General features: G+C 66.6%; 27 protein-coding genes. 16 read left to right on the top strand and 11 right to left on the bottom strand.

Features of this window, described 5'->3' with window-relative positions; all coding sequences use genetic code 11:
- Positions 1–186: 186 nt before the first annotated feature.
- A complete protein-coding gene (locus tag ACFOOQ_RS15700) occupies positions 187–645 on the top strand; it encodes a hypothetical protein (protein ID WP_379728368.1) in 459 nt (152 codons plus the stop codon).
- A gap of 187 nt (positions 646–832) precedes the next feature.
- On the top strand, positions 833–3,910 hold the full coding sequence (locus tag ACFOOQ_RS15705; RefSeq protein ID WP_379728370.1) for a type ISP restriction/modification enzyme: 3,078 nt from the start codon (positions 833–835) through the stop codon (positions 3,908–3,910).
- A gap of 342 nt (positions 3,911–4,252) precedes the next feature.
- Here ACFOOQ_RS15705 and ACFOOQ_RS15710 read toward each other — a convergent pair whose 3' ends face one another.
- Positions 4,253–4,768, bottom strand: a complete 516-nt coding sequence (locus ACFOOQ_RS15710; RefSeq protein WP_379728372.1) for a GFA family protein — start codon at positions 4,766–4,768, stop codon at positions 4,253–4,255.
- 169 nt (positions 4,769–4,937) lie between these two features.
- On the opposite strand from ACFOOQ_RS15710, the gene ACFOOQ_RS15715 reads away from it, so the two are divergent.
- The 3 genes from ACFOOQ_RS15715 (at position 4,938) to ACFOOQ_RS15725 (ending at position 6,683) form a co-directional block, all read left to right on the top strand.
- Complete coding sequence (locus tag ACFOOQ_RS15715; RefSeq protein WP_379728374.1) at positions 4,938–5,225, top strand: DUF1330 domain-containing protein; 288 nt, start codon at positions 4,938–4,940, stop codon at positions 5,223–5,225.
- 65 nt (positions 5,226–5,290) lie between these two features.
- The gene (locus ACFOOQ_RS15720) at positions 5,291–5,422 is read left to right on the top strand and encodes a hypothetical protein (protein WP_379728376.1); all 132 of its coding nucleotides are present in this window, start codon (positions 5,291–5,293) and stop codon (positions 5,420–5,422) included.
- Positions 5,423–5,426: 4 nt separating this feature from the next.
- Positions 5,427–6,683 carry an MgtC/SapB family protein gene (locus tag ACFOOQ_RS15725; protein WP_379728378.1) on the top strand — a complete coding sequence of 419 codons (1,257 nt, stop codon included), beginning with the start codon at positions 5,427–5,429 and terminating at the stop codon, positions 6,681–6,683.
- Here the strand turns inward: ACFOOQ_RS15725 and ACFOOQ_RS15730 are convergent.
- Positions 6,672–7,439, bottom strand: coding sequence for a sulfite exporter TauE/SafE family protein (locus ACFOOQ_RS15730; RefSeq protein WP_379728380.1), 768 nt, complete (start codon positions 7,437–7,439; stop codon positions 6,672–6,674). The genes ACFOOQ_RS15725 and ACFOOQ_RS15730 overlap by 12 nt on opposite strands.
- A gap of 189 nt (positions 7,440–7,628) precedes the next feature.
- Between ACFOOQ_RS15730 and ACFOOQ_RS15735 the strand changes: the two genes are divergently transcribed.
- From ACFOOQ_RS15735 to ACFOOQ_RS15745, 3 genes are all read left to right on the top strand, one after another.
- On the top strand, positions 7,629–8,477 hold the full coding sequence (locus ACFOOQ_RS15735) for an SDR family NAD(P)-dependent oxidoreductase (RefSeq protein ID WP_379728382.1): 849 nt from the start codon (positions 7,629–7,631) through the stop codon (positions 8,475–8,477).
- A gap of 188 nt (positions 8,478–8,665) precedes the next feature.
- Positions 8,666–10,504: a methyl-accepting chemotaxis protein gene (locus ACFOOQ_RS15740; protein WP_379728384.1), complete on the top strand. Its 1,839-nt coding sequence runs from the start codon at positions 8,666–8,668 to the stop codon at positions 10,502–10,504.
- Entirely contained in the window at positions 10,504–10,998 is a 495-nt protein-coding gene (locus ACFOOQ_RS15745) for a chemotaxis protein CheW (RefSeq protein WP_379728386.1), read from the top strand. The genes ACFOOQ_RS15740 and ACFOOQ_RS15745 overlap by 1 nt, the downstream gene beginning before the upstream one ends.
- A 99-nt stretch (positions 10,999–11,097) precedes the next feature.
- On the opposite strand, the gene ACFOOQ_RS15750 is transcribed toward ACFOOQ_RS15745, so the two are convergent.
- From ACFOOQ_RS15750 to ACFOOQ_RS15765, 4 genes are read right to left on the bottom strand one after another with little or no spacing between them, the layout of a single operon-like run.
- Positions 11,098–11,766: a hypothetical protein gene (locus ACFOOQ_RS15750; RefSeq protein WP_379728388.1), complete on the bottom strand. Its 669-nt coding sequence runs from the start codon at positions 11,764–11,766 to the stop codon at positions 11,098–11,100.
- Between the two features lie 40 nt (positions 11,767–11,806).
- A complete protein-coding gene (gene der / locus ACFOOQ_RS15755; RefSeq protein WP_379728390.1) occupies positions 11,807–13,228 on the bottom strand; it encodes a ribosome biogenesis GTPase Der in 1,422 nt (473 codons plus the stop codon).
- Between the two features lie 13 nt (positions 13,229–13,241).
- On the bottom strand, positions 13,242–14,582 hold the full coding sequence (locus tag ACFOOQ_RS15760; RefSeq protein ID WP_379728392.1) for a PQQ-like beta-propeller repeat protein: 1,341 nt from the start codon (positions 14,580–14,582) through the stop codon (positions 13,242–13,244).
- Positions 14,583–14,616: 34 nt separating this feature from the next.
- Entirely contained in the window at positions 14,617–15,270 is a 654-nt protein-coding gene (locus ACFOOQ_RS15765; protein ID WP_379728394.1) for a tetratricopeptide repeat protein, read from the bottom strand.
- Between the two features lie 256 nt (positions 15,271–15,526).
- Here ACFOOQ_RS15765 and ACFOOQ_RS15770 point away from each other — a divergent pair, with 256 nt between their 5' ends.
- The 4 genes from ACFOOQ_RS15770 to ACFOOQ_RS15785 all read left to right on the top strand — a co-directional run bounded on the left by ACFOOQ_RS15770 (position 15,527) and on the right by ACFOOQ_RS15785 (position 17,848).
- A complete protein-coding gene (locus tag ACFOOQ_RS15770) occupies positions 15,527–16,186 on the top strand; it encodes a hypothetical protein (RefSeq protein ID WP_379728396.1) in 660 nt (219 codons plus the stop codon).
- Between the two features lie 57 nt (positions 16,187–16,243).
- Positions 16,244–16,414, top strand: a complete 171-nt coding sequence (locus ACFOOQ_RS15775; protein WP_379728398.1) for a hypothetical protein — start codon at positions 16,244–16,246, stop codon at positions 16,412–16,414.
- 137 nt (positions 16,415–16,551) lie between these two features.
- Entirely contained in the window at positions 16,552–17,424 is an 873-nt protein-coding gene (locus ACFOOQ_RS15780; RefSeq protein WP_379728400.1) for a dienelactone hydrolase family protein, read from the top strand.
- A gap of 58 nt (positions 17,425–17,482) precedes the next feature.
- Complete coding sequence (locus tag ACFOOQ_RS15785; protein WP_379728402.1) at positions 17,483–17,848, top strand: SET domain-containing protein; 366 nt, start codon at positions 17,483–17,485, stop codon at positions 17,846–17,848.
- A gap of 74 nt (positions 17,849–17,922) precedes the next feature.
- On the opposite strand, the gene ACFOOQ_RS15790 is transcribed toward ACFOOQ_RS15785, so the two are convergent.
- Together ACFOOQ_RS15790 and hutH are read right to left on the bottom strand one after the other, a co-directional pair.
- Positions 17,923–18,192 carry an HU family DNA-binding protein gene (locus tag ACFOOQ_RS15790; RefSeq protein WP_379728404.1) on the bottom strand — a complete coding sequence of 90 codons (270 nt, stop codon included), beginning with the start codon at positions 18,190–18,192 and terminating at the stop codon, positions 17,923–17,925.
- 391 nt (positions 18,193–18,583) lie between these two features.
- On the bottom strand, positions 18,584–20,128 hold the full coding sequence (gene hutH, locus ACFOOQ_RS15795; RefSeq protein WP_379728406.1) for a histidine ammonia-lyase: 1,545 nt from the start codon (positions 20,126–20,128) through the stop codon (positions 18,584–18,586).
- Between the two features lie 192 nt (positions 20,129–20,320).
- Here hutH and ACFOOQ_RS15800 point away from each other — a divergent pair, with 192 nt between their 5' ends.
- The 4 genes from ACFOOQ_RS15800 to ACFOOQ_RS15815 are packed head-to-tail and all read left to right on the top strand — an operon-like array spanning position 20,321 to position 23,316.
- Positions 20,321–21,286 carry an ABC transporter substrate-binding protein gene (locus ACFOOQ_RS15800; RefSeq protein WP_379728408.1) on the top strand — a complete coding sequence of 322 codons (966 nt, stop codon included), beginning with the start codon at positions 20,321–20,323 and terminating at the stop codon, positions 21,284–21,286.
- A gap of 16 nt (positions 21,287–21,302) precedes the next feature.
- Positions 21,303–22,082, top strand: coding sequence for an ABC transporter permease (locus ACFOOQ_RS15805; protein WP_379728410.1), 780 nt, complete (start codon positions 21,303–21,305; stop codon positions 22,080–22,082).
- Positions 22,083–22,089: 7 nt separating this feature from the next.
- On the top strand, positions 22,090–22,878 hold the full coding sequence (locus ACFOOQ_RS15810; protein ID WP_379728412.1) for an ABC transporter ATP-binding protein: 789 nt from the start codon (positions 22,090–22,092) through the stop codon (positions 22,876–22,878).
- A gap of 18 nt (positions 22,879–22,896) precedes the next feature.
- Positions 22,897–23,316 (top strand): GNAT family acetyltransferase, encoded by a 420-nt coding sequence (locus ACFOOQ_RS15815; protein WP_379728414.1) that lies wholly within the window; start codon positions 22,897–22,899, stop codon positions 23,314–23,316.
- 11 nt (positions 23,317–23,327) lie between these two features.
- On the opposite strand, the gene ACFOOQ_RS15820 is transcribed toward ACFOOQ_RS15815, so the two are convergent.
- The 3 genes from ACFOOQ_RS15820 to ACFOOQ_RS15830 all read right to left on the bottom strand — a co-directional run bounded on the left by ACFOOQ_RS15820 (position 23,328) and on the right by ACFOOQ_RS15830 (position 24,995).
- A complete protein-coding gene (locus ACFOOQ_RS15820) occupies positions 23,328–23,834 on the bottom strand; it encodes a DUF1993 domain-containing protein (RefSeq protein WP_379728416.1) in 507 nt (168 codons plus the stop codon).
- Positions 23,835–23,958: 124 nt separating this feature from the next.
- The gene (locus tag ACFOOQ_RS15825) at positions 23,959–24,555 is read right to left on the bottom strand and encodes a PAS domain-containing protein (RefSeq protein ID WP_379728418.1); all 597 of its coding nucleotides are present in this window, start codon (positions 24,553–24,555) and stop codon (positions 23,959–23,961) included.
- Positions 24,556–24,638: 83 nt separating this feature from the next.
- Positions 24,639–24,995, bottom strand: a complete 357-nt coding sequence (locus tag ACFOOQ_RS15830) for an ArsC family reductase (RefSeq protein WP_379728420.1) — start codon at positions 24,993–24,995, stop codon at positions 24,639–24,641.
- Between the last annotated feature and the right edge of the window lie 61 nt (positions 24,996–25,056).

Raw genomic sequence — 25,056 nt, forward strand, 5'->3', positions numbered from 1 at the left:
ACCGTTTTGGACCGTTTCGGACCGCTGGTGACCGTTTGGGACCGTTGGAGACCGTTTTGACCCCGGAATACATCCTGCACGGGCATGAATGTGGAATTCCCGCAACCCCTTGCCCGCCATGATCACTGGACATTGCGCTCCAGTGAACATAGATCGAACGGAGGCTCTTTCAACCCCGGACGCCCCATGCCGAACCCCCAGCCGCAGGCCCGGCCTGCCACCGGCCAATCCAATACCGGCCAGCCGGCGCAGGACATCAGCACCCGCATCGACGCGCCCTTTGCCGCGGTCGACCGCTTCCTCGCCGATCCGCTCAACTGGCCGCTCTGGGCGGCAGGGCTCGGCACGCTCAGCCGCGACCCGGCCAGGGGCTGGACCACCCGGAGCCCGGACGGCCGCACCATGCGGGTGGACTTCGCCCCGGCGGAGGCGGCCGCCGGCATCCACGACCATACGGTGACGCCGCCCGACGGCGGCGCCGTCATCACCGTGCCGCTGCGCGCCGCAGCCGCCGGCGACGACGCCACCCTGGTGACGCTGACCCTGATCCGCCAGCCGGAGATGGACGATGCCGCCTATGCCCGCGACGCCGAAGCGGTCGCCGCCGACCTGCAGCGGCTGAAGGCAACGCTGGAGCGGCATTAGAGGGCGCGGCGGTTCGCACGCAGCGCGCACACCGCACATTCCCCCCATCGTCATGCCCGGGCCTGACCCGGGCATCCACGACAACTCCCGGGCGGGAAAAAGCCGGACACTTACATCAAAAGCAACCTGAGCGGGTCGCCAAGCCCCCCGGAAAAATCGTATGCTGATTCGCCGGCCTGGGGGGCTCATGAGTCAGCTGCTGATCAACGCATATCTGGCCGATCTCGACCGGCTGAAAAAGGCATCTGGCTCCAAGCGGGAGTCGGTAATCCGCGAGGCCTTCAAGGATCTGCTGAAAGCCTGGGGCCGCAGCCAGGGCCTGCAGTTCATTCCCGAGCATGAATACATTACCACCACGAAAGAGCGGCGCTATATCGATGGCGCCCTGCTGCATGACCTGCGCGTGCCCTTCGGCTACTGGGAAGCCAAGGACAGCAACGACGACCTTGACGACGAGATCGCCAAGAAGTTCAAGCGCGGCTATCCGCAGACCAACATCATCTTCGAGGATTCCACCGAGGCCGTGCTGATCCAGAACCGGCAGGAGGTGATGCGCTGCAGTGTCACCGATGTGGACAATCTGGAAAAGCTGCTGGAGCTGTTCTTCGGCTACCAGCGGCCGGAGATCGCCGACTTCCGCAAGGCCATCGAGCAGTTCAAACAGGACCTGCCGGAGGTATTGAAGGCCCTGCGTGCCCGCATCGACGACGCCTATGCCGGCAACAAACCCTTTGTTGCCGCGGCGCGGGATTTCCTGAAACAGGCACAGGACACCATCAACCCGGCCGTCACCGACGCCGATATCCGCGAAATGCTGATCCAGCATATCCTGACCGAGGATATCTTCGCCCGCGTCTTCGGCCTCGGCGACTTCCATCGCGAGAACAACGTCGCCAAGGCATTATATAAGCTGGAACAGCATTTCTTCCGCGGCGACGTGAAGCAGAAAACCCTGGCGGCGCTGGAGCCCTATTACGCCGCCATCCGCTCCACCGCCGCGCTGATCCAGAGCCATTCGGAGAAGCAGGGCTTCCTCAAGGCGATCTACGAGAATTTCTACAAGGTCTACAACCCCAAGGCCGCCGACCGCCTCGGCGTGGTCTATACCCCGCATGAGATCGTGCGCTTCATGGTCGAAGGCGCCGACTGGCTCTGCGAGAAACATTTCGGCAAGACCCTGATCGACAGGAATGTCGAAATCCTCGATCCCGCCGTCGGCACCGGCACCTTCATTGTCGAACTGCTGGAGCATTTCCGCGGCCGCCCGAAAGAGCTGAAATACAAATACGAAAACGAGCTGCATGCCAACGAGGTGGCGATCCTGCCCTATTACGTCGCCAACCTGAATATCGAGGCGACCTACGCAGCAATCATGAACGACTACAACGAGTTCCCCAATCTCTGTTTCGTCGACACGCTGGACAATGTCGCAGGCCTGAAAGCCTCCAAAGCTGTTACCGGCGATCTTTTCGGTGCAATGAGCGAGGAGAATGTCGAGCGCATCCGCCGCCAGAACAAGCGCAAGATCAGCGTCATCATTGGCAACCCGCCCTATAACGCCAACCAGCAGAACGAAAACGAAAACAACAAGAACCGCGAATATCCGGAAATCGACCGGCGGATCAAGGCAACCTATATTGCCGCCAGCACGGCGCAGAAGACCAAGCTCTACGATATGTACTCTCGTTTCTTCCGCTGGGCTTCGGACCGCATCGAAGACGACGGCATTGTTGCTTTTGTAACCAATCGCAGCTTTTTGGAAAGCCGTACCTTTGATGGGTTCCGGAAGGTTATCACAGAAGAGTTCAACGAAATATATGTTCTCGACCTTGGTGGTGATGTGCGCGCCAACCCAAAATTGTCGGGCACCAAGCACAATGTCTTCGGCATCCAAACCGGCGTGGCGATCAGTTTCCTGATCAAGCATAAAGGTGCACATGGCTGCCAAATATTCTATGGACGGCGTCCGGAGTTCGAAACGGCAGAGGACAAGTTAACATTCTTGCTGGGTGCAACCATTAAAGATGGCGTCGATACAACGATACAGCCAGATCCGAAAAACAACTGGCTAAACATCACAGCCAACGACTTCGACCAATACCTCCCGATTGCCAATAAGGAGACAAAGGCCGCCGAAAGAAGTAGTCAAGAAAGAGCCATCTTCAAACTATTTTCTCTCGGCGTTGTGACCAATAGAGACGAATGGGTCTATGACATTGATAAAAATGCGTTGATGAACAAAATCGATTTCCAAGTTGATCATTATGCCGACGCCTTGAGTAAGGTAAAAGCGCTTCCCAAAGGCGCCGACGTTCTTCCGGCGTTAGAAGGATCCCCAATTAAGTGGACTCGACATCTAAAGAAAATACTGGAAGGCCGAAAGACAATAGAAAAAATGAGAGCAGACTATCGAACTGCGCTGTATCGACCGTTCACAATTCATAATCTGTACTTTTCTTATGCTTGGAACGAGGTTCAATATCAGACGCCACTAATATGGCCATCTCCAGAAGAAAAAGCCCAAGCAATCTGTTTTACCGTAGGAGGAAGACTAGACTTCTCTGCATTTGCCACAGATCACACTCCCAGCCTGACCGTTCTCTCCCTCGATGCAAACCAGTGCTTGCCGAGAGTCTATTTTTCTGACGATGGCGCACATGTCGACAACATCACCGACTGGGCACTGACGCAATTCACCACCCATTACGGCGACAAGGCGAAGATCACCAAGGACGACATTTTCGCCTATGTCTATGCCGTCCTGCACGACCCGATCTATCGTGAAAAATACGCGCTGAATCTGAAGCGCGAATTCCCCCGCATTCCTTTCTATGAGAATTTCCGGCGCTGGCGCGACTGGGGGCAGGAACTGCTCGATCTGCATATCGGCTATGAATCCGCAACGCCCTTCGGCCTGAAACGCACCGACACAGCCGACGAAAAAGCCAGGGCCGCCGGACAGGCGCCGAAGGCGATCCTGAAATCCGATCATGATACCGGCGTCATCATGCTGGATTCCGAAACCCAGTTGGGCGGCGTACCGGCGGAAGCCTGGCGTTACATGCTCGGCAACCGCTGCGCCATCGACTGGGTGCTGGACCAGCACAAGGAAAAGACCCCGAAGGACCCGACCATCCGGGAGAAATTCAACACTTACCGCTTTGCCGACCACAAGGAGAAGACCATCGACCTGCTGCAGCGGGTGACGACAGTCAGCGTGGAAACCGTCACCATCACCGACGCCATGCGCAAGGCGCCCCGCTGACCGTTGGACCCTCGGGTCAGGCCCGAGGGTGACGGCCTGTGGTGCGGTGGTCCGTGAGGGTGACGGTCAGTGCTGTGGCGGCATTAACGGGCGCGGCGGTTCGAGCCATAGCGCGCCACATATTCCCCCATCGTCATGCCCGGGCTTGACCCGGGCATCCACGCTCCATCAACGGCTCTCCAAAAGAAAACGTGGACCCTCGGGTCGAGCCCGAGGGTGACGGTCTGTGCTGTAACGGCCTGTGAGGGTGGGATGACGGTCTGTGCTGCGGCACCGTTCCTCGTGTCGCGATGCGACAGGGCGGCCACCAGCGACCACCATCCGCCCGCCTCTCTGTCCCTGCTACTCCGGAAATTCCGCGTATTGCGGCAGGTCGTCGGTGATCGTGAACCACGGTGCCTTCGAGCCGGTGAAGATGTGGCAGCCCGGCCGGATCGATGGCGCGTCGGTCAGCGTGCCCAGGGTGACATGCACGAAGGCGCCGTCGCGCACCACCGACCACAGCAGCGAGCCGCAGCGGCGGCAGCGGGCATCATGGGCAGCACGGGCAACGTCGGAGGCCTCGCCACCGGCGCCGTCATGGGCCGCGTCGTGGGCCGGCGCGCCGGCGCGGTAGGACATCAGGTCGTCTTCGCCGACAGTGACGCGCAGCCGGTCGCGGGCGATGCCGGCGAACGGCTTGAAGGCGGCGCCGGTGGCGCGCCGGCATTGCGCGCAGTGGCAGTTCATCGCATAGGCGAAGGCATCGGCCACGGCATAGCGCACGGCGCCGCACAGGCAGGAGCCGGCGAGATCGCGCGGCGCATCGGTCAGGGCAGGCCCGGTCGCTACAGGCCCGGTCAGTACAGGTTCGGTCACGGCGGCATCTCCTTCCGGCATTTCGTCCGGTGCGGCGGCGCAGCGTAACGCGGCGGCGGGATGCGAAAAAGCGATTCCGGTCACCGGCGGCCGGCGGGGTTTCGCGCCGGCCCGGCAGGCGCTATGACTATCCGCCGGCCGTGCCGCCGCACCACAGAAGGAAGCAAGCATGCCCAAGGGTTACTGGATCGTCCGCGTCAGCACACGCGAAGCCGCGCGCTACCCCGAATACATCGCCGCCGCGAAGCCGGCCTTCGAGAAATACGGCGCGCATTTCGTGGTGCGCGGCGGGCCTTACGAGGCGATGGAAGGCAACGCCCGCGAGCGCAACGTGGTGGTCGAGTTCAAGGATGTCGCCACGGCGAAGGCCTGCTACATGAGCCCGGAATACCAGGCCGCCAAGGCGATCCGCACCGCCATCGCCGACGCCGACTTCATCATCATCGAGGGCGCCTGAGCCAAAGCACCCCGGCGGCGAAAATTCCGGAACCGGCGCCGATCAAGCAGCGTTATACTGCCGTCATGACCAGAACACCCGCTGCCGCCGCAGGCCGCCCCGGCGGCACCATTGCCGATGCCGGCCTGATGGCAACAGTTCGGTGCAAACTCGGCCGGCGCAAACCCGGCCGGCGCAAGCCCGGGCGGCGCGACTGACGGCATGCCGCAGTTCGATGCCCCCCAGGTCTATGCATCGCTGGCCGGTTTCGCCGTCGCGCTCGGCATCGGCCTGCTGATCGGCGCCGAACGCGAGCGGCGCAACACCGAACCCGGCACCGCCGGCATCCGCAGCTTCAGCGTCGCGGCCCTGGCCGGCGCGGTCGGCTTCGCGCTCGGCGGCATGGTGCTGCTGGCGGTGGTCGCCGGTGGCTGCGCCGCGCTGGCGGTGGCGGCCTACCTGCGCGGCCCGCGCGAGCGTCCCGGCATGACCACCGGGGTGACGCTGATCCTCACCGCGCTGCTCGGCGGCCTCGCCGTCGAGGCCCCGGTGCCGGCCGCCGCGCTCGGCGTCACGGTCGCCGTGCTGCTCGCCGCCCGCACGCCGCTGCACCGCTTCGTCCGCCAGGTGCTGACCGAGGACGAGCTGCGCGACGGCCTGACCTTTGCCGCCGCCACGCTGGTGATCCTGCCGCTGCTGCCCGACCAGGCGGTCGGGCCGTTCGACGTGCTCAACCCGCGCCGCATCTGGATCGTGGTGATCCTGGTGATGGCGATCGGCGGCACCGGCCATATCGCGGTGCGCGCGCTGGGGGCCCGGTTCGGCCTGCCGCTGGCCGGTTTCGCCGGCGGCTTCGTCTCCAGCACCGCCACCATCGGCGCCATGGGCGCCAAGGCGGCGAAGGCACCGGAGCTGCTGGCGACGGCCAGCGCCGGGGCGATCCTGTCGACGGTGGCAACCGTGATCCAGCTCGCCCTGCTGATCGGCGCCACCAGCCTGGCCGCGCTCGAGGCGCTGGCGCTGCCGCTCGGCGGCGCGGCGGTGGCCGCCATCGGCTACGGCGCTGCCTTCACCCTGCCCGTCCTGCGCCGCCCGCCCGAGAGCGAGCCACCGCCGGGCCGGCCGTTCCGCCCGGCCACCGCGCTGCTTTTCGCCCTGATGCTGGCGGCGATCCTGTTCGCGTCCGCGGCCCTGCAGGCCTGGCTCGGCGAGGCCGGCCTGCTGCTCGCCACTTTCCTCTCGGGCTTTGCCGACACCCATGCCCCGGCGATCTCGGCCGCCGCGCTCGCCGGCTCGGGCCATATGGCGCCGCAGGGCGCGGTGCTGCCGGTGCTGGCCGCCTTCAGCAGCAACACCGTCAGCAAGATCGCCTTCGCCGCAGCCGGCGGCGGCCGCGCCTTCGCGCTGCGCGTGGTGCCGGGCCTGCTGCTGGTCGCCGCCGGTGCCTGGGCCGGCTGGCTGCTGGAGTCAGTGCTCTGACAGCAGCACGGCCAGCGCATGCTCGCCGACGATATAGAGGCCGAGCACCAGCAGGGCCCAGAAGAAGACCTTGCGGAAAGCGGCCTCCGACAGCCGGCCGCGCAGGCGGCGGCCGACGGTCATGCCGAGCATCGCCGGGATGACCGCGAGGGTCGATGTGCCGAGCAGCGCGGTCGGCAGCAGGCCGTGACCGCCGAGCGCCACCGCCAGCGCGACGGTCGAGGCCATGAACAGCATGCCCATCGCCTGCACCAGCGCGTCGCGGCTGAGGCCCAGCGCCTGCAGGTAGAGCACGCCGGGCACCACGAAGCTGCCGGTCAGGCCGGTCAGCACGCCGTTGACGATGCCGACCAGCGGGCCGGCGACGGCTTCGCGCCCGGGCGCCAGGCGGAAGGCCGGCCGGGTCAGGCCGAGCACGGCATAGGCGACGACCAGCGCACCGAGCAAAGCCGCCAGCCAGCCGGCATCGGCGCCCTTGAGCGCGCTGCCGCCGAACCAGATCGCCACCGCGGCACAGCCGAGGAAGGGCCACAGCCGGCGCAGCAGCACGCGGAAATGCCCGCCGCTCGCCACCTGCCAGATGTTGGTGACGAACGACGGCACCAGCAGCAGCGCCATGGCGGCGCGGATATCCATGGTGGCGGCGAACAGGCCGAGCGCGATGGTCGGCAGGCCGAGGCCGATCACCCCCTTCACGGTGCCGCCGAGCAGGAAGACGGCGGCGATCCAGAGCAGCGTCAGAACATCGAAGGGCACGGCAGACTCCGGGGCAAGAAACAGTCGCAGCGGATGGTATGGCAGGGCGGAGCGCCGCGATGCTTCGGTTCCGGCCGAAGCGTGGCTTACGCTGCGGCAGGCGCGGATGCAAGGCCTGCGGCGGCTGGGCGGCGGCGGCCGATCCGTGCCAAGCTGGCGCGACAAAAAACCATCGGGAGCGCAACCGCCATGACCGGATCACCGTCCATCCTCGCCGCCGGAAATGTTGCCGTGCTGACCGGCGCCGGCAGCGGCTTCGGCCGTGAACTCGCCCTGCTCTGCGCCGCGCGCGGCATGAAGCTGGTGCTGGCCGACATCCAGCCGGCCGCACTGGACGCGACCGTCGCCCTGCTGCCGGCGGGCACCGAGATGCTTGCCCTGCCCTGCGACGTGTCGAAGGCGGCCGAGGTGATGGCGATGGCGGAGCAGACCTACGCGCGTTTCGGCGCCGCCCATCTGCTGTTCAACAACGCCGGCGTATCGGCCGGCGGGTTCTCGTGGCAGAGCACCGAGGATGACTGGAGCTGGGTGCTCGGCGTCAACCTGATGGGGGTGGTGCACGGCATCCGCGCCTTCGTGCCGCGCATGCTGGCGGCCGGCGACCCGGCCCATGTGGTCAACACCGCCTCGGCCGCCGGCCTCGTCTCGGTGCCCGGCTCCAGCATCTACTGCGTCAGCAAGCATGGCGTCGTCACCCTGTCGGAATGCCTGTACCATGAGCTGCGCGGCGCGGCTGCGACAGTCAACGTCTCGGTGCTGTGTCCGGCCTTCGTGCCGACCGGCATTCTCGATTCCGCACGCAACCGGCCGGCGGAACTCGCGCGCGTCAATCCAACGGCGGAGGTGTTCGCCGCACGACGGCAGAAGGCGATCACGTCGGGCCGGCTCAGCGCCGCCGACATCGCCCAGGCGGTCGCCGATGCGGTCGACGCCAACCGCTTCTACATCCTGCCGCACGAGCGGATCAAACGCGCCATCGAGGTGCGCATGCACGACATTCTCGAGGGCCGCCAGCCGACCGACACGATGCCGAAGTAGGCAATCGGATGCCGGCCGATCCGCCATGGTGGCAGAAATCTCCCGACCGCCCTCCCCCGGTAGGGGTAATCGAACGGTAATGGCGGATTACCGGAAAAACACTACTGGCCCGAAACCACTTCGGGCAGGGTCGTGGCGCCGGCGGATTGCCCCGGCCTTGAAACACGAACCTATGAGAGACCTCAGCCATGTTCAGCTTTTCCGGCACGATGTCTGGCAGCGACATGCAGGGCCAGATCACCGCCATCAACCGCGCGCAGGCCGTCATCGAATTCGCCCTCGACGGCACCATCCGCGATGCCAACGAGAATTTCCTGAAAGTCATGGGCTACAGCCTGGCCGAGATCAAGGGCAAGCATCACAGCATCTTCGCCGACCCCGCCTTCGCACAGAGCGCCGAATACAAGGCGTTCTGGGACAAGCTGCGCCGCGGCGAATACGAGGCCGCCCAGTACAAGCGCATCGGCAAGGGCGGCAGGGAAGTCTGGCTGCAGGCCAGCTACAACCCGATCCTCGACCGCAAGGGCAAGCCGGTGAAGGTGGTCAAGTTCGCCACCGACATCACCGAACAGAAGCTGCAGATGGCCGATTTCGAGGGTCAGCTCGCCGCCATCGACAAGGCGCAGGCGGTGATCCAGTTCAATCTCGACGGCACCATCCTTGAAGCCAACGAGAATTTCCTGAACGCCCTGGGCTACACGCTGGCCGAGGTGAAGGGCAAGCATCACAGCATCTTCGTCGAGCCGGCCTATGTCCAGAGCCCCGAATACAAGGGCTTCTGGGACAAGCTGCGCCGCGGCGAGTATGACGCCGCCCAGTACAAGCGCATCGGCAAGGGCGGCCGCGAGGTCTGGATCCAGGCCAGCTACAACCCGATCATGGATGCCAGCGGCCGGCCCTACAAGGTGGTGAAATACGCCACCGACGTGACCAAGCAGGTGCAGGCCGCACACATGATGCAGCAGGCGGTCGCCGAGACCCAGAGCGTGGTCGAGGCTGCCAAGGCCGACGACCTGACCCACCGCATCCCGCTCGACGGCAAGACCGGCGATATCCGCACGCTGTGCGCGGGCGTCAATGACCTGCTCGACGGCATGAGCGGCATCATCGCCGACATCAAGGTGGCTTCAGATACCATCGCCGCCGCCTCGGGCGAAATCTCCACCGGCAGCCAGGATCTGGCGCAGCGCACGGAAAGCCAGGCCGCCTCGATCGAGGAGACGGCCGCCTCGATGCACGAGGTCACCACAACCGTGAAGCAGAATGCCGATAACGCCCAGGCGGCGAGCCAGCTCGCCGTCGCCGCCCGCGATACCGCCCAGAAAGGCGGCCAGGTGGTGCAGGACGCGGTCGTCGCGGTGACCCAGATCGAGGAAAGCGCCGCCAAGATCAGCGACATCGTCGGGCTGATCGACGAGATCGCCTTCCAGACCAACCTGCTGGCGCTCAATGCCAGCGTGGAAGCCGCGCGTGCCGGCGAGGCCGGCAAGGGCTTCGCTGTCGTCGCACAGGAGGTGCGTGCGCTGGCGCAGCGCTCGGCCAATGCGTCGAAGGACATCAAGGCGCTGATCAACGCCTCGAATGCCCAGGTGAAGACCGGTGCGGGCCTGGTCAACCAGGCCGGCAGCTCGCTGACCGAGATCGTCAGCGGCGTCAAGAAGGTGGCCGATATCGTCGCCGAGATCGCGGCCGCCAGCCGCGAACAGTCGACCGGGCTGGAGCAGATCAACACCGCGGTCGGCAGCATGGACGAGATGACCCAGCGCAATGGCGCGCTGGTCGAGGAGACCTCGGCCGCCGCCCAGTCGCTGGCCAACCAGGCCGGCGAACTGGCGGCCCTCGTGCAGCGCTACCGCATCAGCAGCACCGCCCGTCCGGTGCAGAATGCCGCCGTCGTGCCGCTGCGCCAGCCGGCCACGAAGCCGGCGGCAAAGCCGGTCATGAAAAAGCCGGCGGCCAACGATCCGGTCCGTCCGGCCCGTGCTGCCGCGCCGAAGGCCGGCGGCGAAGAATGGGCGGAATTCTGATGAGCAAGGAGCGCACGACCATGGCCAGCGACAGCAACGACGCGATCCATGAATACCTGACCTTCATGGTCGACGGCCAGGATTACGGCATCGACCTGCTGTCGGTGACCGAAATCCGCGGCTGGACGGCCGAACGGCCATTGCCGAACAGCCCCTCCCATGTCCGCGGAGTCATCAACCTGCGGGGCCTGGTGATCCCGATCTACGACCTGCGCATCCGCCTCGGTGCGCCGGCGGTGCCCCCCACGGTCAGCAATGTGGTGATCGTGGTGCAGGCGGCCGCCGGGGATTTCGGGCTGCTGGTCGACAGCGTCTCCGACATCCTGCCGGTGGGCGACAGCGAGCGGCAGCCGGTGCCGAGCACCGCGGTGTCGTCCGACGACCGCTTTCTTGCCGCCCTGGTCGCCCGCGACGCCCGCATGGTGTCGCTGATCGACCTCGACCAGCTGGTCACGGCCGGCGCCGCGGCAGAAACGCCGCTGCTGGCCGCCTGACTCCGGCGTCCGGATTATTTCCCGCGTCATCACGGCGCCCTTCTCGCGGGGGGCGCCGTTTTTCTTTGCCGCTGTTCTGCTGCTGCCGGGGTGCCTGTTTCAGGCGCCGGCGAACCAGCGGGCCAGCGGCACGAAGGTACCGAGATTGGTTTCACGGGCGAGCGCGAGATCGGCGGCTGTGCTGCCGAGCATGAAGATCTCGTGCCGCTGCACGCCTTTCGTGGCAAGCAGGCGGCGCAGGCGCCGGCCACGCTGACGGTCGCCCTCGTCCAGCCGGAACGGCAGCACCAGCAGGTCGGCCACGATACCGAGCGCGGCAATGCGGCTGGCCAGCGCCTTGCGCGCCGCGCGGTCGAGCGGACCGAAGGCGGCCTCGTCGACCAGCAGCAGCAGGCGGCCGCCGAAACGGGCGACATGGGCGGCGACATGCGGGTTGGCCTGCAGGCCCGCCCCGGCCAGCAGGTAATGCAGCGGCAGGATTGCCGCCGAGAGATGGCAGCCGGTATCGAGCAGGGCCGCCGTATAGTCGCGGTAGCCCAAGCCCAGCTTTTCGGCGCGGGCCAGGCGGCGCAGCGCGATCTCGCGCGGCGGCGTCTCCCACACCTTGCCCAGCGCCCGGCGCCAGGCCCAGCCGCGGAATGACATGTCGAGCGGCGGTCCGCCGTTATGGCCGATGCCGGCATAGGCGAAATCCGGCGAGCGGCGCAGCAGCAGCTCGAGATTGGGATGGCGGGGATGGAAGTAGCGGTCGCCCATAACCACCAGCATCGGGCAGCAAAGCCCGCGCTGTCAATCGGTCAGCAGCGCCCTACTCGTCGTCGGAGACGTAGGGGTTCTTGCCCTTGCGCAGGAACATGCGGATCGGCACCCCCTGCAGATCGAACACCCCGCGCAGGCTGTTGATCAGGTAGCGCTGGTAGCTTTCGGGAATGAACTCGGCGCGCGGCGCGAACAGCGCGATGGTCGGCGGCCGGGTCTTGATCTGGGTGGCATAGCGGATGCGGACATTGCGGCCGCCGGCCATCGGCGCCGGATTGCGGGTGGTCGCCTCTTCCAGCCAGCGGTTGACCTGGGCCGTCGGAATCCGCTTGTTCCAGCGCTCGTACTGGCCCATCACGGCGGGCAGCAGGCGGTCGAGATGGCGGCCGGTCAGCGCCGAGAAGGTGACGACGGGAATGCCGCGCGCCTGCGGCAGCGATTTTTCCAGCCGCTCCTCGATGTCCTTCAGGGCCAGCGCACGATCCTCGACGGCGTCCCACTTGTTGACCGCGATGACCAGCGCGCGGCCTTCCTGCAGCACATGGTCGGCGATGGTCAGGTCCTGCTTGTCCATGCCGAGCACGGCATCGAGCACCAGCACGACGACCTGCGCCATGCGGATGGTGCGCAGGCTGTCGGCCACCGACAGCTTTTCCAGCTTGTGCTCGATACGCGACTTGCGGCGCATGCCGGCGGTGTCGACCAGGCGGACCACGCGGCCCTGGTACTGCCACTCGATGCTGATGGCGTCGCGGGTCAGGCCCGGCTCCGGCCCGGTCAGCAGGCGCTCGCTGCCGATCAGCTTGTTGATCAGGGTCGACTTGCCGGCATTGGGCCGGCCGACCACGGCGAGCTGGATCGGGCGCATCGGATCGTCGGCCGGTGCCGGCGCGTCCGGGTCGATGTCGATGTTGAATTCGTCGTCGCTCAGCTCGCGGGGATCGAGTTCGTCGCCTTCGTCGCCGAGTCCGCCGGCGGAGGCGACATGTTCGGCCAGCACCTCGGCCAGGTCGTACAGGCCCTCGCCATGTTCGGCCGAGACCGGCAGCGGATCGCCGAAACCGAGGCCGTAGGCTTCCGCCATGCCGCCGCGACCGGCACCGCCCTCGCATTTGTTGGCGAGCAGGATCACCGGCCGGCCCTGCCGGCGCAGCCAGTTGGCGAAATGCGCATCCAGCGGCGTGACGCCGGCGCGGGCATCGATAACGAACAGTACGGCGGCAGCCTCGGCCACGGCGGCCTCGGTCTGCTGGCGCATGCGGCCGGTCATGCTCTCGACGTCGGAATCCTCGAGGCCCGCGGTATCCACCGCGGTGAATTCGAGATCGCCGATGCGCGCCGCGCCCTCGCGGCGGTCGCGGGTCACGCCCGGCGTATCGTCGACGATGGCGAGCCGGCGGCCCACCAGGCGATTGAACAGGGTCGACTTGCCGACGTTGGGCCGGCCGACTATGGCGATCTTGGCGGTCATGGTTTCCGGTTCGTCAGCGATAGGCGCTCAGCGTCGCGTCATCGGTGATGACGTAGACGGTATCACCGGCCACCACCGGCGAGACCGACGCCTTGTCGGGCAGGCTGACCTCGCCGAGCAGGTCGCCGGTATAGGGCGAGATCGCCAGCAGGCGCTCGTCGGTCGAGGCGACCAGCAGGCGGTCGCCGGCCAGCACCGGGCCGTACCAGGTGATGATGCCCTTGTCGATCTTGGCCTTCGGGTCCTCGTAGCGGCGCAGCTGGCGGATCCACTTCACCTTGCCGTCCTTGCGCGTCAGGCACAGGATCTCGGCGTCGATGGTGATGGCATAGATATAGTCGCCGGCCACCCAGGGGGTCTGGATCGAGGGGATCACCCGCTCCCAGACGCGCTCGCCGGTGCGCAGGTTGATGGAGACGAAGCGGCCCGACTGGCTGACCGCATAGACGCGGCCGCGGTCGATCACCGGGCGGCCGTTGATGTCGTTGAGCGCGCCGGCCTGGCTGATGCGGGCGGCGGCGCGGACCAGCTGCTCGCCCCAGGCGACCACGCCGGTATCGGCGCGCAGGGCCAGCACCTCGCCGGACGAGAACGGCGCGATCACGGTGTTGCCGTCGACCGCCGGATTGGCGGCACCAAGGAAGCCCGCCTGCTCGGTGACGGCAGAATGGCTCCACTGCACGTCGCCGGTATCGGCGTTCAGCGCATTCAGCGTGTTGTCCAGCGTAATGACGAAGACGCGACCGCCATCGACGGTGGGGGCGCCGCGGATCGGCAGCTTGAGTTCCGCGACCCAGAACAGCTTGCCGGTCGAGGGCTGCAGCGCCAGCACGTCACCGTAACCGGTGCTGACGAACAGCTTGCCGTCGTAATAGGCGAGACCGCCGCCGATGGCGCCGGCTTCCTCGCCATGCGGGGTCAGGTCGACATGCCACAGCCGCCTGCCGGTCTTGGCGTCGAAGGCGCTGACATCGGACTCGGCATCCATCGCATAGATGCGGCCCTCGGCGACCACCGGCTGCGACAGGATGCGCTGTTCGTCATCGGCCGAGCTGCCGAGGTCGGCAGTCCACACGCGCTTCAGCGTCGGCCCGAGCGCCAGGTGATACATGGCGTGGCCGGGATAGCCGCCGCCCTGCGGCCAGTCGGCATTGGACCAGGGCTTGGGCAGTTCGACCGGCACATCGGCAAGCTGGGGATCGGGATCGAGCTGGCTGTCGAAGGCCAGCACCGAAATCCGCTCGCCGGGGATATTCACTTTCGTGTCGCTGTAGAACCAGCCCTGGATCGTGTCGCAGCCCGACAGGGCAAGCATCGACACCAGCCCGGCCGCCATAAACAAAACACGCCGCATGCGCCCCTCGCTCCTGCTCACCTGCGCGCCGCCGTTACTGCTGGACCGGACCGCCGAGCGCGGCCAGCATTTCGGCCGCACGACCGCGCAGGCCGGCCGGCGCCACGGCATCGTCGGCCAGACCAGTCAGCAGCTTGCGCGCAGCATCGCGGTCGCCAGCCTTGAGTGCCACCAGCGCCTTCAGTTCAGTGACGCTGGCCGCCCACGGGCTGCCGGCAGAGACCGCGTCCAGCCGCTGCTTCGCATCGGCCGGCGCCAGCGTGTCGAGGCCATGCGCGACGGCGAGATAGCGGGCGAGATCGCGCAGCCGGCCATCGACCGCGCTGTCGGCGGCAATCGCGTCATAGGCCTTGATGGCGCCGGCAACGTCCTTGCCCTCGATCAGGTTGGCGGCCTGCTGGAAACGCGACAGCACGGCATAGCCGCCGCCGGCCGTACCGGCCAGTTCGCCGAAGGACTTCGCCGCATCGAGCGGCTTGCCGGCCTGCGCCTCGTTCAGCGCGGCGGTGAAAGCCGCGCTGGCAGCCGCCGCCCTGTCGGCGCGATAGTTCTGCCAGAACTGCCAGCCGCCGACCGCGGCGAGCAGCAGGATGACGGCAGCGATGATCAGGGGGCTCCAGCGCTTCCACAGGGACTGCATCCGCTCCCGGCGGACTTCCTCGTCAACTTCATCGATAAAATCGGCCACGCCTGACTCCTGCCCCTGCGATACGCAACACGGAAACTGGCCGGCCTTGTGGGGCCGGCGCGAAAGCGGCGCGTACATTACCCGGATCACGATCCGATGGCAAAGCCCCGGAAAACCCCGGTTTTCTCGATAACCATTTGATAACTAATAGAGTCTTGGCGAATGAGACAAAAACCGATAGGCTGCGGGCCAGATTGAAGCCGTCGGGTCCATCCTGAGCGCTACCGGGCAACCCGAAACGGGGGGAACTTCCTTCATGGTTCGCAGCATCCTGTCTCTTGCCGCCTTGGCCACCGTGGCTCTGGTTGCCGCCGGCCCGCTTGCACCCGTCCTCGCCAAGGAACCGCGCCGGACGATGGTGCTGATCCCGTTCGAGAACGAACGCGCCACCGACCGCGGCGACCGCGCCCTGGTCAGCCTGAACGAGGATATCACCCGCCTGCCCGGCTTCCGCGTCCTTGAGCTGCCGGTGGTCGATGGCCGCCTGGGCCAGCATGCCAAGCTCGACGATGTCGAGATCTATTTCCCCTTCGGCACCGTGGTGGTGGCCACCGCCGAGTTCAACCGCTATCGCCCGGCCCTGGTGGCCAGCGGCGTGACCACGCCTGAATCGATGCTCGATCCGCGCTACGACCGCGTGCGGGAGTTTGACCGCCAGCTCGGCCGCGTCTGCGCCAGCGAGGCCGATTACGACGGCAACACCATCGAGATGCGGATCAACGCCGCCAACAAGATGATGTCGGTGGTGCACGTCCTGCCGGCCAAGTTCCGCGGCCCCGATGCCGCCGCCAGCCCGTCCTATCGCGTGGTCAGCGGTCTCGACATGCGCTTCCTGAAGATGAAGGAACCGTCTGCCGACGACCTCTATCGCAAGTGCCTGCATCCGGGCGGCACCCGGCTGACCCAGAAGAACTGACGGCCCGCACCGTCCTCCGGCCGGTCTGCCGCCGGCTCCCGCCATGACCCGGATTGCATGACCCAGATTGACTGGCTGCAGCTTGCCGCGCTCGCCATGTGCGGCCTGCTGATCCTGCCTGCCGCGCTGCGCCTGCCCTGGGGCAACCGCCGCATCCTGCTGTTCGTCGCCGCCTGGCTCGCCATCTTCGTGGTGGTCAGCCTGCTCTGGCGGCTGGCCGGAAATTAGCCGGGACCCGCTCACCTTCCGGTAAGCGCCTGTTCACAGGAATGTTCCTCGCCAGAGCCGGACGGATCGGGCCACAATTCCGCGCCCCGTTTCCAACCATTCCGGCAGCCCGCTGCGGCCGCCCCCTGGAGGACTCCATGACAGACGACCTGCTGAGCCTGCTGCCGAAGGTGGATTTCACCCGGCGCGGCTTCGTCGCCACCACGCTGATCTCCGGCTTCACCATGGCCGCCGGCCCGGTCATGGCGCAGACCGCCATCCATACCGACAGCACCGGCCTGACCGCCGGCCCAGTGCGCATCCCGGTCGGCATTCCGACAGCCGACGGCGCCCTGCATGCCTATCGCGCCATGCCGCAGGGCAACGGCCCCTTCCCGACCATCCTGGTGGTGCAGGAAATCTTCGGCGTGCACGAATACATCCAGGATATCTGCCGCCGCTTCGCCAAGCTCGGCTATCTCGCCGTGGCGCCCGACCTGTACCAGCGCCAGGGCGACATGACCAAGATCACCGACGTTCAGGGCGCCATCGCCATTGCCGGCAAGGTACCCGATGCCCAGGTGATGAGCGACCTCGACGACACCGCCGCCTGGTGCCGCACCAATGGCGGCGATCCGGCGCGGCTCGGCATCACCGGCTTCTGCTGGGGTGGCCGCATCACCTGGCTCTACGCCGCACATAACCCGTCGCTCAAGGCCGCCGTCGCCTGGTACGGCCGCATCCTCGGCCAGCAGAGCGAGCTGACGCCGAAGAACCCGATCGACCTGGCGAGTGCGGTGAAGGCGCCGGTGCTCGGCCTCTATGGCGCCGCCGACCAGGGCATTTCGGTAGACAGCGTGCACCAGATGGAGGCAGCCCTGCGCAACGCCGGCAAGGAAGCCGAGTTCCTGATCTACGACGGCGCGCCGCATGCCTTCTTCGCCGACTACCGCCCGAGCTATCGCAAGGAGGCGGCCGAGGACGGCTGGAAGCAGGCCATTGCCTGGTTCAAGCGCCATGGTCTCGGCTGAGGCTGAACGGATGCCGGCAGCATGCTAGGCTGGCGCCGTCCCTGACGGAGTCGCCTGCATGCTGCTTGTTCCCACCATTGCCGCCGCCAGCGCCATCCAGGGCGTCGGCCTGTTCGCCGCCGCGCCGATCGCCAGAGGCACGGTGATCTGGCGTTTCGAGCCGGTGTTCGACCGCATCATCCCGGATGCCGATGTCGCCGGCCTGCCCGAGGTCGCCCGCGCCTTCATCGAGCGCTACGGCTATATCACGCCGCAGATTCCCGGCGGCTGGGTGGTCAGCCTCGACAATACCCGCTTCATCAACCACAGCGAAACGCCGAATACCGACAACACGCAAGCCGACACCACGGCGGCGCGCGACATCGCCGAGGGCGAGGAGATCACCGCCAACTACGGCGAGTTCTGCGACTTCACGCTGGACTGACCGCCGCCATGGCGCAGACGTAAAAAAAAGGCCCGCCATCCGGCGGGCCTTTTTGCAAGTGGCGGAGGACCGGCTTACAGGCGATCCTTGAGCTGCTTCGAGGCCTTGAAGCGGACCGACTTGGAGGCGGCGATCTTGATTGCCTCGCCGGTCTGCGGGTTGCGACCCTTGCGGGCGGCCCGCTTGCTGACCTTGAAGGTGCCGAAGCCGACGATGGTGAAACCGCCCTCCTTCTTCATCGCCTTGCCCATGGCCTCGAAAATCGCGTCGACGGACTCGCCGGCGGCAGCCTTCGAGCAGCCGGCGCTCTCGCGGACGATTTCGATCAGATCAGCCTTGTTCATCTCCAGTCTCCTCATGTTCTGCGGGGTACACCCGCGGTACAGAACCGGTCGACAGGGAATCGGAAGCTCCGCAGCGGGTAGTTGCAGTTACCACAATCGTTTGCCGGTGCAAGCGATCCGCCCGGCCGACTCGCCCTGACTCGTCCGCACACGGCGCCGAATCGTCCGTATCGGTTTGATCTTGGTCAATGCGGCCATCGCGGTCCCTGCTAAACTGCTTCCCGTAAAAACACGGCAACAACAAAATGCAGGGGAGAAACCGTCATGCCGCTCGTCGACCAGCTTTACCTTGCCGGCTGCATCATCGCCTTCGTGGCTTTTGCCGGGGCGCTGCTCTACGGCAGCCTGACCTCATCCTAGCCCGGCTGGGCGCCTCGCTCAGCGGGCCCCCTTAACGAGCCAGCGCCGCCTCGGGCAGCAGGCGGCGCAAGTCACCGTCGAGCACCCGCGCCCTGGCAATGGCGAGATCGGGCGCCAGCCAGCGGTCTTCGGCCATCATGGCAACCTCGCCGCGCAGCAGCGCACAGGCGGCGCCGAGCCGCGCGCTGGTCGCCAGCGGCGCACGCAGGTCGATGCCCTGCACGGCGCAGAGATATTCCACCCCGAGGATGCCGGCGAGATTCTCCGCCATCGCCAGCAGGCGATATGCGGCATGCGCCGCCATCGAGACATGGTCTTCCTGGTTGGCCGAGGTCGGGATGGTATCGATGCTGGCCGGATGGGCGCGCTGCTTGTTCTCGGACGCCAGCGCCGCCGCCGTGACCTGGGCGATCATGAAGCCGGAATTGATGCCGGGATGGGGCGCCAGGAAAGCCGGCAGGCCCGACAGCACCGGATCGACCAGCAGCGCGACGCGGCGCTCGGCAAGATTGCCGATCTCGGTCAGCGCGATGGCGATGGTATCGGCGGCGAAGGCCACCGGCTCGGCATGGAAGTTGCCGCCGGAGAGAATATCCCCCGCCATGCCGTTGTCCTGGGGGAAGACCAGCGGATTGTCGGTGACGCCATTCGCCTCACGCCCCAGAGTCTGCGCGGCATAGTCGAGCAGGTCGCGCGCCGCGCCCATCACCTGCGGCTGGCAGCGCAGGCAATACGGGTCCTGCACGCGCGGATCGCCGGTACGGTGCGAGGCGCGGATCTCTGAGCCTTCGAGCAGGCCCTGCAGCAGGAAGGCCACCGCGATCTGGCCGGGCTGGCCGCGGGCAGCATGGATGCGCGGATCGAACGGCGTGTCGCTGCCGGCCGCCGCATCCACCGACAGCGCGCCGGTGACCAGCGCCGCGGCGAAACAGTCTTCGGCGGCGGCCAGGCCGGCCAGTGCCAGCGCGGTCGAGACCTGGGTGCCGTTGAGCAGGGCGAGCCCCTCCTTGGGCCCAAGCACCAGCGGCTGCAGGCCGGCGGCAGCCAGGCCTTCGGCGGCCGGCATCTCGCGGCCCTGCCAGCGCACCCGGCCCTCGCCGATCAGCGGCAGCACCAGATGCGCCAGCGGCGCCAGATCGCCCGAGGCGCCGACCGACCCCTGCGCCGGCACGCAGGGCAGCAGGTCGGCATTGAGGAAGGCGACCAGCGCCGCCAGCGTGTCCCAGCGGATGCCCGACAGGCCCTGGGCGAGGCTGTTGATCTTGAGCAGCAGCACCAGCCGCACCACGGCATCGGGCAGCAGCGGCCCGGTGCCGACGGCATGGCTCAGCACCAGGCGGCGCTGCAGTTCGGTGACCTGGTCGGGCGGAATGCGCTCGCGCGCCAGCTTGCCGAAGCCGGTGTTGATGCCGTAGACGGCGGCCTCTCCGGCAGCAGCCCCGGCCACCCGCGCGGCAGCGGCATCGACGGCCGGACGCACCGCCGGCTCGGACAGGGCGACCGTCATCGGCCCGGCGCGGAAAAGCGCCAGAAGATCGGCCAGCGGCAACTGGCCCGGCTGCAGGCGGTAGACCATGCTTATGCCTCCCGGCGGCCGTGCGATTGGACGGCAGCCCATGATAGCCGATACCGGCCAGCCTAAACTTTTTGGCTTTTGGTTGTCTATACAGGAGCATTTGACTTGCCGGCTTTCGCGCCATGGTCCTAAATTGGGCACAGGGGCCGGCCCGTGGCGGGACGGCCAAACGCAATTTCGGGGGATCTGACGATGACGACGCGTCGAATCATGGGTGCATTGGCAATCGCTGGCGCCGCCACACTGCTGGCTTCGGGCCCGGCGGCGCGGGCCGCCGACATGCCGAAGGTGGTGCTGGGCATGAGCGGCTGGACCGGCTTCGCGCCGCTGTCGCTGGCCGAGGAGGCCGGGCTGTTCAAGAAGCACGGCGTCGATGTCGAGATCAAGTTCATCCCGCAGAAGGAACGCCACCTGACGGTTGCCGCCGGCGCCACCCAGGCGGTCGCCACCACGGTCGACACCTATGTCGCCTGGACCTCGGCCGGCATCCCGCTGACCCAGGTGCTGCTGCTCGACAAGTCGAAGGGCGGCGACGGCGTCGCCGTGCGCAGCAACATCAACTCGATCAAGGAGCTCAAGGGCAAGACCATCGCCGTCGACGGCGCCGGCACCACGCCGTATTTCGTCCTCATGGTGATGCTGCATCGCAACGGCCTCGGCCCCAAGGACGTGCAGTTCGCCACGCTGGCACCGAATCCGGCCGCGCAGGCCTTCGTCGCCGGCCAGTATGACGCGGCCTCGACCTACGAGCCGTATCTCAGCTCGATCCGCAACGCGCCGAGCGCCGGCAAGATCATCGCCACCACGATCGAGTATCCGGTGGTGGTCGACATGCTGGCCTTCCAGCCCGACTACATCAAGAAGAACCCCAAGACCGTGCAGGGCGTGGTCGACGGCTATTTCGACGCGCTGGCGATGATCAAGTCGGACCCGAAGAAGTCCTACGAGATCATGGGAGCCAAGGTGAAGCAGACCGGCGAGCAGTTCGAGGCCTCGGCCAAGTTCATCGCCTGGCAGGACAAGGCGGCCAACCAGGCCTATTTCAAGGGCGACCTGCAGGCCTTCATGAAGGAAGCCGCCGACATCCAGTTGCAGTCCGGCGTGATCAAGAAGATCCCCGACCTCAAGCCGATGGTTGACGCCAGCTTCCTCAAGTAAGCATCGCGGGTTTTTCGTGTTCGAACCTCTCAAGCCGGTTTCCCCGGGACGGCGCACCGTCCTGGGGATTCTGTTTTTCGTACTGTTCATCGCCGCCTGGGCCGGGGTGACGCTCGGCGGCATCGTGCCGCCGCTGTTCCTGGCCGATCCGCTGAAGGCGGCGCTGGCCGGCGTCTCGCTGTTCACCGAATACGGTTTTCTCGGCGATATCGGCGTCACCGTCTGGCGCGTGCTCGGCGGCTTCATCATCGCCGCCGTCTTCGCGGTGCCGCTCGGCATCCTGATGGGCGCCTTCAAGAACGTCGAAGCCTTCTTCGAGCCGTTCATCTCGTTTGCCCGCTACCTGCCGGCCTCCGCCTTCATCCCGCTGCTGATCCTGTGGGCCGGCGTCGGCGAGGCACAGAAGCTGGCCGTCATCGTGATCGGCTCGTTCTTCCAGGTCGTGCTGATGATCGCGGTGATCGTCGGCGGCAGCCGCATCGACCTGGTCGAAGCGGCCAAGACGCTCGGCGCGCGCAACAACGGCATCGTGCTGCGCGTGCTGCTGCCCGGCGCGGCGCCGCAGATCGCCGAGACGCTGCGGCTGGTGCTCGGCTGGGCCTGGACCTACGTCATCGTCGCCGAGCTGATCGGCGCCCAGAGCGGCATCGGCCATATGATCATGGACAGCCAGCGCCTGCTCGATACCGGGCAGATGATCTTCGGCATCTTCGTGATCGGCATGATCGGCCTGGTCTCGGACTTCCTGTTCAAGAAGGCCAACCAGACGCTGTTCCCGTGGTATTTCGTCAAGTGAGCCTCCCGTGAGCAAGCTGCAGATCGAGACTGTCAGCCGGGTGTTTCCCGGCATGCGCGGCGGTGCGCCGACCCGCGCGCTGGAACCGACCAGCGTCAAGGTCGAGGACAACGACTTCATCACCATCCTCGGGCCCTCGGGCTGCGGCAAGTCGACCCTGCTGCGCATCGTCGCCGGCCTCGACCAACCTACCACCGGCCGGGTGCTGCTGGACGGCCAGCCGGTGAGCCGGCCGGGCCCCGACCGCGGCATGGTGTTCCAGTCCTACACGCTGTTTCCCTGGCTGACCGTGAAGCAGAACATCTGCTTCGGCCTGCGCGAAAAGGGCATGCCCGAGAAACAGCAGGCCGAGATCGCCGCGCATTTCATTGCCCAGGTCGGGCTGAAAGGCTTCGAGCACCATTTCCCCAAGATGCTGTCGGGCGGCATGCAGCAGCGCACGGCACTCGCCCGCGCACTCGCCAACGATCCGAAGATCCTGCTGCTCGACGAACCGTTCGGTGCGCTCGACAACCAGACCCGCGCCCTGATGCAGGAACTGCTGCTCGGCATCTGGGAGGCCTCGCGCAAGACCGTGCTGTTCGTCACCCACGACATCGACGAGGCGATCTTCATGGCCAACCGCGTGCTGGTGATGACCGCGCGGCCCGGCCGGGTGAAATGCGACATCGCCATCGACCTGCCGCATCCACGCCATTACACCGTGAAGACGACGCCGGAATTCGCGGACCTCAAGGCGCGGCTGACCGAGGAAATCCGCGTCGAATCGATCCGCGCCGCCCAGGACGAACATTAAACCGGCAGAGTCCCGACCATGAAGATCCGCCCCTTCGCCGCCGCCGACCGTGCGGCCGTCATCGCGCTGTGGCAGGCCTGTGACCTGACGCGGTCGTGGAACGACCCCGATACCGATATCAGCTTCTGCATCAGCCGGGCGGAATCGACCATCCTGGTCGGCGAGGCGGACGATGGCCGCATCGTTGCCAGCGTGATGTGCGGCCATGACGGCCATCGCGGCTGGCTCTATTACCTCGCCGTCGATCCCACCCTGCAGAAATCCGGCCATGGCCGCGCCATGGTGGCGGCGGCCGAGGCCTGGCTTGCCGCGCGCGGCGTGCCCAAGGTGATGCTGATGGTGCGGCCGGAAAACGACAAGGTGCGCGCCTTCTACGACGCGCTGGGCTATGCCATCGAGGAGCGGCTGGTGTTCAGCCGCCGCCTCGACGGCAGGTAACCGGCCCCCGATCAGCCCAGCGCGAGGAAATCCCGCTTGCCGATCTCCACGCCCTTGTGGCGCAGGATGTCGTAGGCCGTGACGATGTGGAAAAAGAAGTTCGGCAGTGCGAAGCCGAGCAGGTAATTCTGGCCGGTGAAGTTCAGCTCGCCACCGCCGGTCTTGACCGTCACCGGACGTGCGGCGGCCTCGTTGAAGGCGGCCTTGTCGATGCCGGTGATGAAGTCGAGCGTCGCCTGGATGCGCCCATGCAGTTCGGCAAAGGTCGCCTCGGTATCCGGATTGCTCGGCGGCGTCACGCCGGCCGGCCGCGCCGAACCGAACTTGGCGGCATCGCAGGCGGCCTGCACCTGGCGGGTCAGCGCATACATATCGGGCGCCAGCCGTGCCTCCAGCAGCTCCGTCGGCGCCAGGCTGTGGGCGGCGGCATGGGCTTCGCCCTTGTCCAGCAGGGTGGACAGCACGGTGAGTGCCTTGGCGAAAACCGGCACCGAGGCATCATACATCGACAGCGACATGGACATTCTGCTCCTGCAGCATGGACCGGCCCGCCCCTGCGGCCCGGCATCGGGGGATAGAGGCCGCGTCATCTATCGCGGGCCAGCCAGAAGTCCATGGGCAGGAAGTCCATTGCAGAAACGTCTACGGGCCGCGCGGGCTGCCCTGCAGGGTGTCCCGCACGGCCTCCAGCACCTGGGCCTCGCGCACGCGGTCGAAATACCGGCGCAGCAGCGGCAGGGCGGTGCCGAAATCCTGCACCACCAGCACCCTGTCCATGGTCTCGCCGTCGCAGCCCAACGGCAGGCGCAGCACCCGGTAGCGCAACGGCTCGCCCAGGCGGCTGATGACGCTGAGGCTGACATATTGCGGCTGCAGGTCCTGCTGCATGTCGCAGAGGCAGTTCCACAGCAGCAGGCCATGCTGCCGCGGCACGAGGTCGAGCACCGAATGGCCGGTCCAGTCGAGGCCGGTCAGTTCGCGCGATGCCGTGCCGGCCAGCCGGTAGCGGAAATCGGGCGGATCATCGACCACCTCGATCAGCATCAGCCGCGGCAGGATCATCTTGAGTTCCAGCGGATCGAAATCGGCGCGGGCCGGAATCCGCTGGCTGCCGCGCTTGCGGTTCCACAGGTCGAGCAACTGGCGGAAGTCGCCGGAATCGATCATCTCCAGCGGCAGATGCGTGTATTGCACACGCCGATCCTTCAGGTCGACCTGCACCGGCTGATGTCCGGGCATCGCGGCCCTCCTCCCGCCGGTCTTGGGCCGGCTGGACCTGAGCCTAGCCCGGTCAGGCCGGCGGGCAAAGCCGGAAGCGCGGCCTAGCCTGTGACTTTCAGCGCCGCGGCATACTGATCGGGCTTGAATCCGGCCATCAGCCTGCGGCCGGTATCGAGAATGGGCCGCTTGATCATCGCGGGCTGCGCCAGCATCAGCGCGATCGCCTTCTTCTCGGTCAGCCCCGCGCGGTCGGCTTCCGGCAGCTTGCGAAACGTCGTGCCGGCGCGGTTCAGCACCGTCTCCCAGCCCAGCGCCTTGCACCAGGCCTCGAGATGGGCGCGGTCGATGCCGGCTGCCTTGTAGTCGTGGAAGCTGTAGGCGACGTCATGGTCCTGCAGCCAGGTGAAGGCCTTCTTCATGGTGTCGCAGTTCTTGATGCCGTAGATGGTGATGGCCATGGCGGGTCCGTCCGGTCGAAGGGCTGACCCCTTTCTTGCCGCAAATTCCCGACGGCGTCAA

Source organism: Ferrovibrio xuzhouensis (assembly GCF_042648965.1).
GTDB classification, from domain to species: domain Bacteria; phylum Pseudomonadota; class Alphaproteobacteria; order Ferrovibrionales; family Ferrovibrionaceae; genus Ferrovibrio; species Ferrovibrio xuzhouensis.

Coding starts and splice junctions, on each gene's coding strand:
- ACFOOQ_RS15700 (WP_379728368.1), top strand. CDS start 187: ATGCCGAACCCCCAGCCGCAGGCCCGGCCTGCCACCGGCCAATCCAAT.
- ACFOOQ_RS15705 (WP_379728370.1), top strand. CDS start 833: ATGAGTCAGCTGCTGATCAACGCATATCTGGCCGATCTCGACCGGCTG.
- ACFOOQ_RS15715 (WP_379728374.1), top strand. CDS start 4,938: ATGCCCAAGGGTTACTGGATCGTCCGCGTCAGCACACGCGAAGCCGCG.
- ACFOOQ_RS15720 (WP_379728376.1), top strand. CDS start 5,291: ATGACCAGAACACCCGCTGCCGCCGCAGGCCGCCCCGGCGGCACCATT.
- ACFOOQ_RS15725 (WP_379728378.1), top strand. CDS start 5,427: ATGCCGCAGTTCGATGCCCCCCAGGTCTATGCATCGCTGGCCGGTTTC.
- ACFOOQ_RS15735 (WP_379728382.1), top strand. CDS start 7,629: ATGACCGGATCACCGTCCATCCTCGCCGCCGGAAATGTTGCCGTGCTG.
- ACFOOQ_RS15740 (WP_379728384.1), top strand. CDS start 8,666: ATGTTCAGCTTTTCCGGCACGATGTCTGGCAGCGACATGCAGGGCCAG.
- ACFOOQ_RS15745 (WP_379728386.1), top strand. CDS start 10,504: ATGAGCAAGGAGCGCACGACCATGGCCAGCGACAGCAACGACGCGATC.
- ACFOOQ_RS15750 (WP_379728388.1), bottom strand. CDS start 11,766: ATGCTGGTGGTTATGGGCGACCGCTACTTCCATCCCCGCCATCCCAAT.
- der (WP_379728390.1), bottom strand. CDS start 13,228: ATGACCGCCAAGATCGCCATAGTCGGCCGGCCCAACGTCGGCAAGTCG.
- ACFOOQ_RS15760 (WP_379728392.1), bottom strand. CDS start 14,582: ATGCGGCGTGTTTTGTTTATGGCGGCCGGGCTGGTGTCGATGCTTGCC.
- ACFOOQ_RS15770 (WP_379728396.1), top strand. CDS start 15,527: ATGGTTCGCAGCATCCTGTCTCTTGCCGCCTTGGCCACCGTGGCTCTG.
- ACFOOQ_RS15775 (WP_379728398.1), top strand. CDS start 16,244: ATGACCCAGATTGACTGGCTGCAGCTTGCCGCGCTCGCCATGTGCGGC.
- ACFOOQ_RS15780 (WP_379728400.1), top strand. CDS start 16,552: ATGACAGACGACCTGCTGAGCCTGCTGCCGAAGGTGGATTTCACCCGG.
- ACFOOQ_RS15785 (WP_379728402.1), top strand. CDS start 17,483: ATGCTGCTTGTTCCCACCATTGCCGCCGCCAGCGCCATCCAGGGCGTC.
- ACFOOQ_RS15790 (WP_379728404.1), bottom strand. CDS start 18,192: ATGAACAAGGCTGATCTGATCGAAATCGTCCGCGAGAGCGCCGGCTGC.
- hutH (WP_379728406.1), bottom strand. CDS start 20,128: ATGGTCTACCGCCTGCAGCCGGGCCAGTTGCCGCTGGCCGATCTTCTG.
- ACFOOQ_RS15800 (WP_379728408.1), top strand. CDS start 20,321: ATGACGACGCGTCGAATCATGGGTGCATTGGCAATCGCTGGCGCCGCC.
- ACFOOQ_RS15815 (WP_379728414.1), top strand. CDS start 22,897: ATGAAGATCCGCCCCTTCGCCGCCGCCGACCGTGCGGCCGTCATCGCG.
- ACFOOQ_RS15820 (WP_379728416.1), bottom strand. CDS start 23,834: ATGTCGCTGTCGATGTATGATGCCTCGGTGCCGGTTTTCGCCAAGGCA.
- ACFOOQ_RS15825 (WP_379728418.1), bottom strand. CDS start 24,555: ATGCCCGGACATCAGCCGGTGCAGGTCGACCTGAAGGATCGGCGTGTG.
- ACFOOQ_RS15830 (WP_379728420.1), bottom strand. CDS start 24,995: ATGGCCATCACCATCTACGGCATCAAGAACTGCGACACCATGAAGAAG.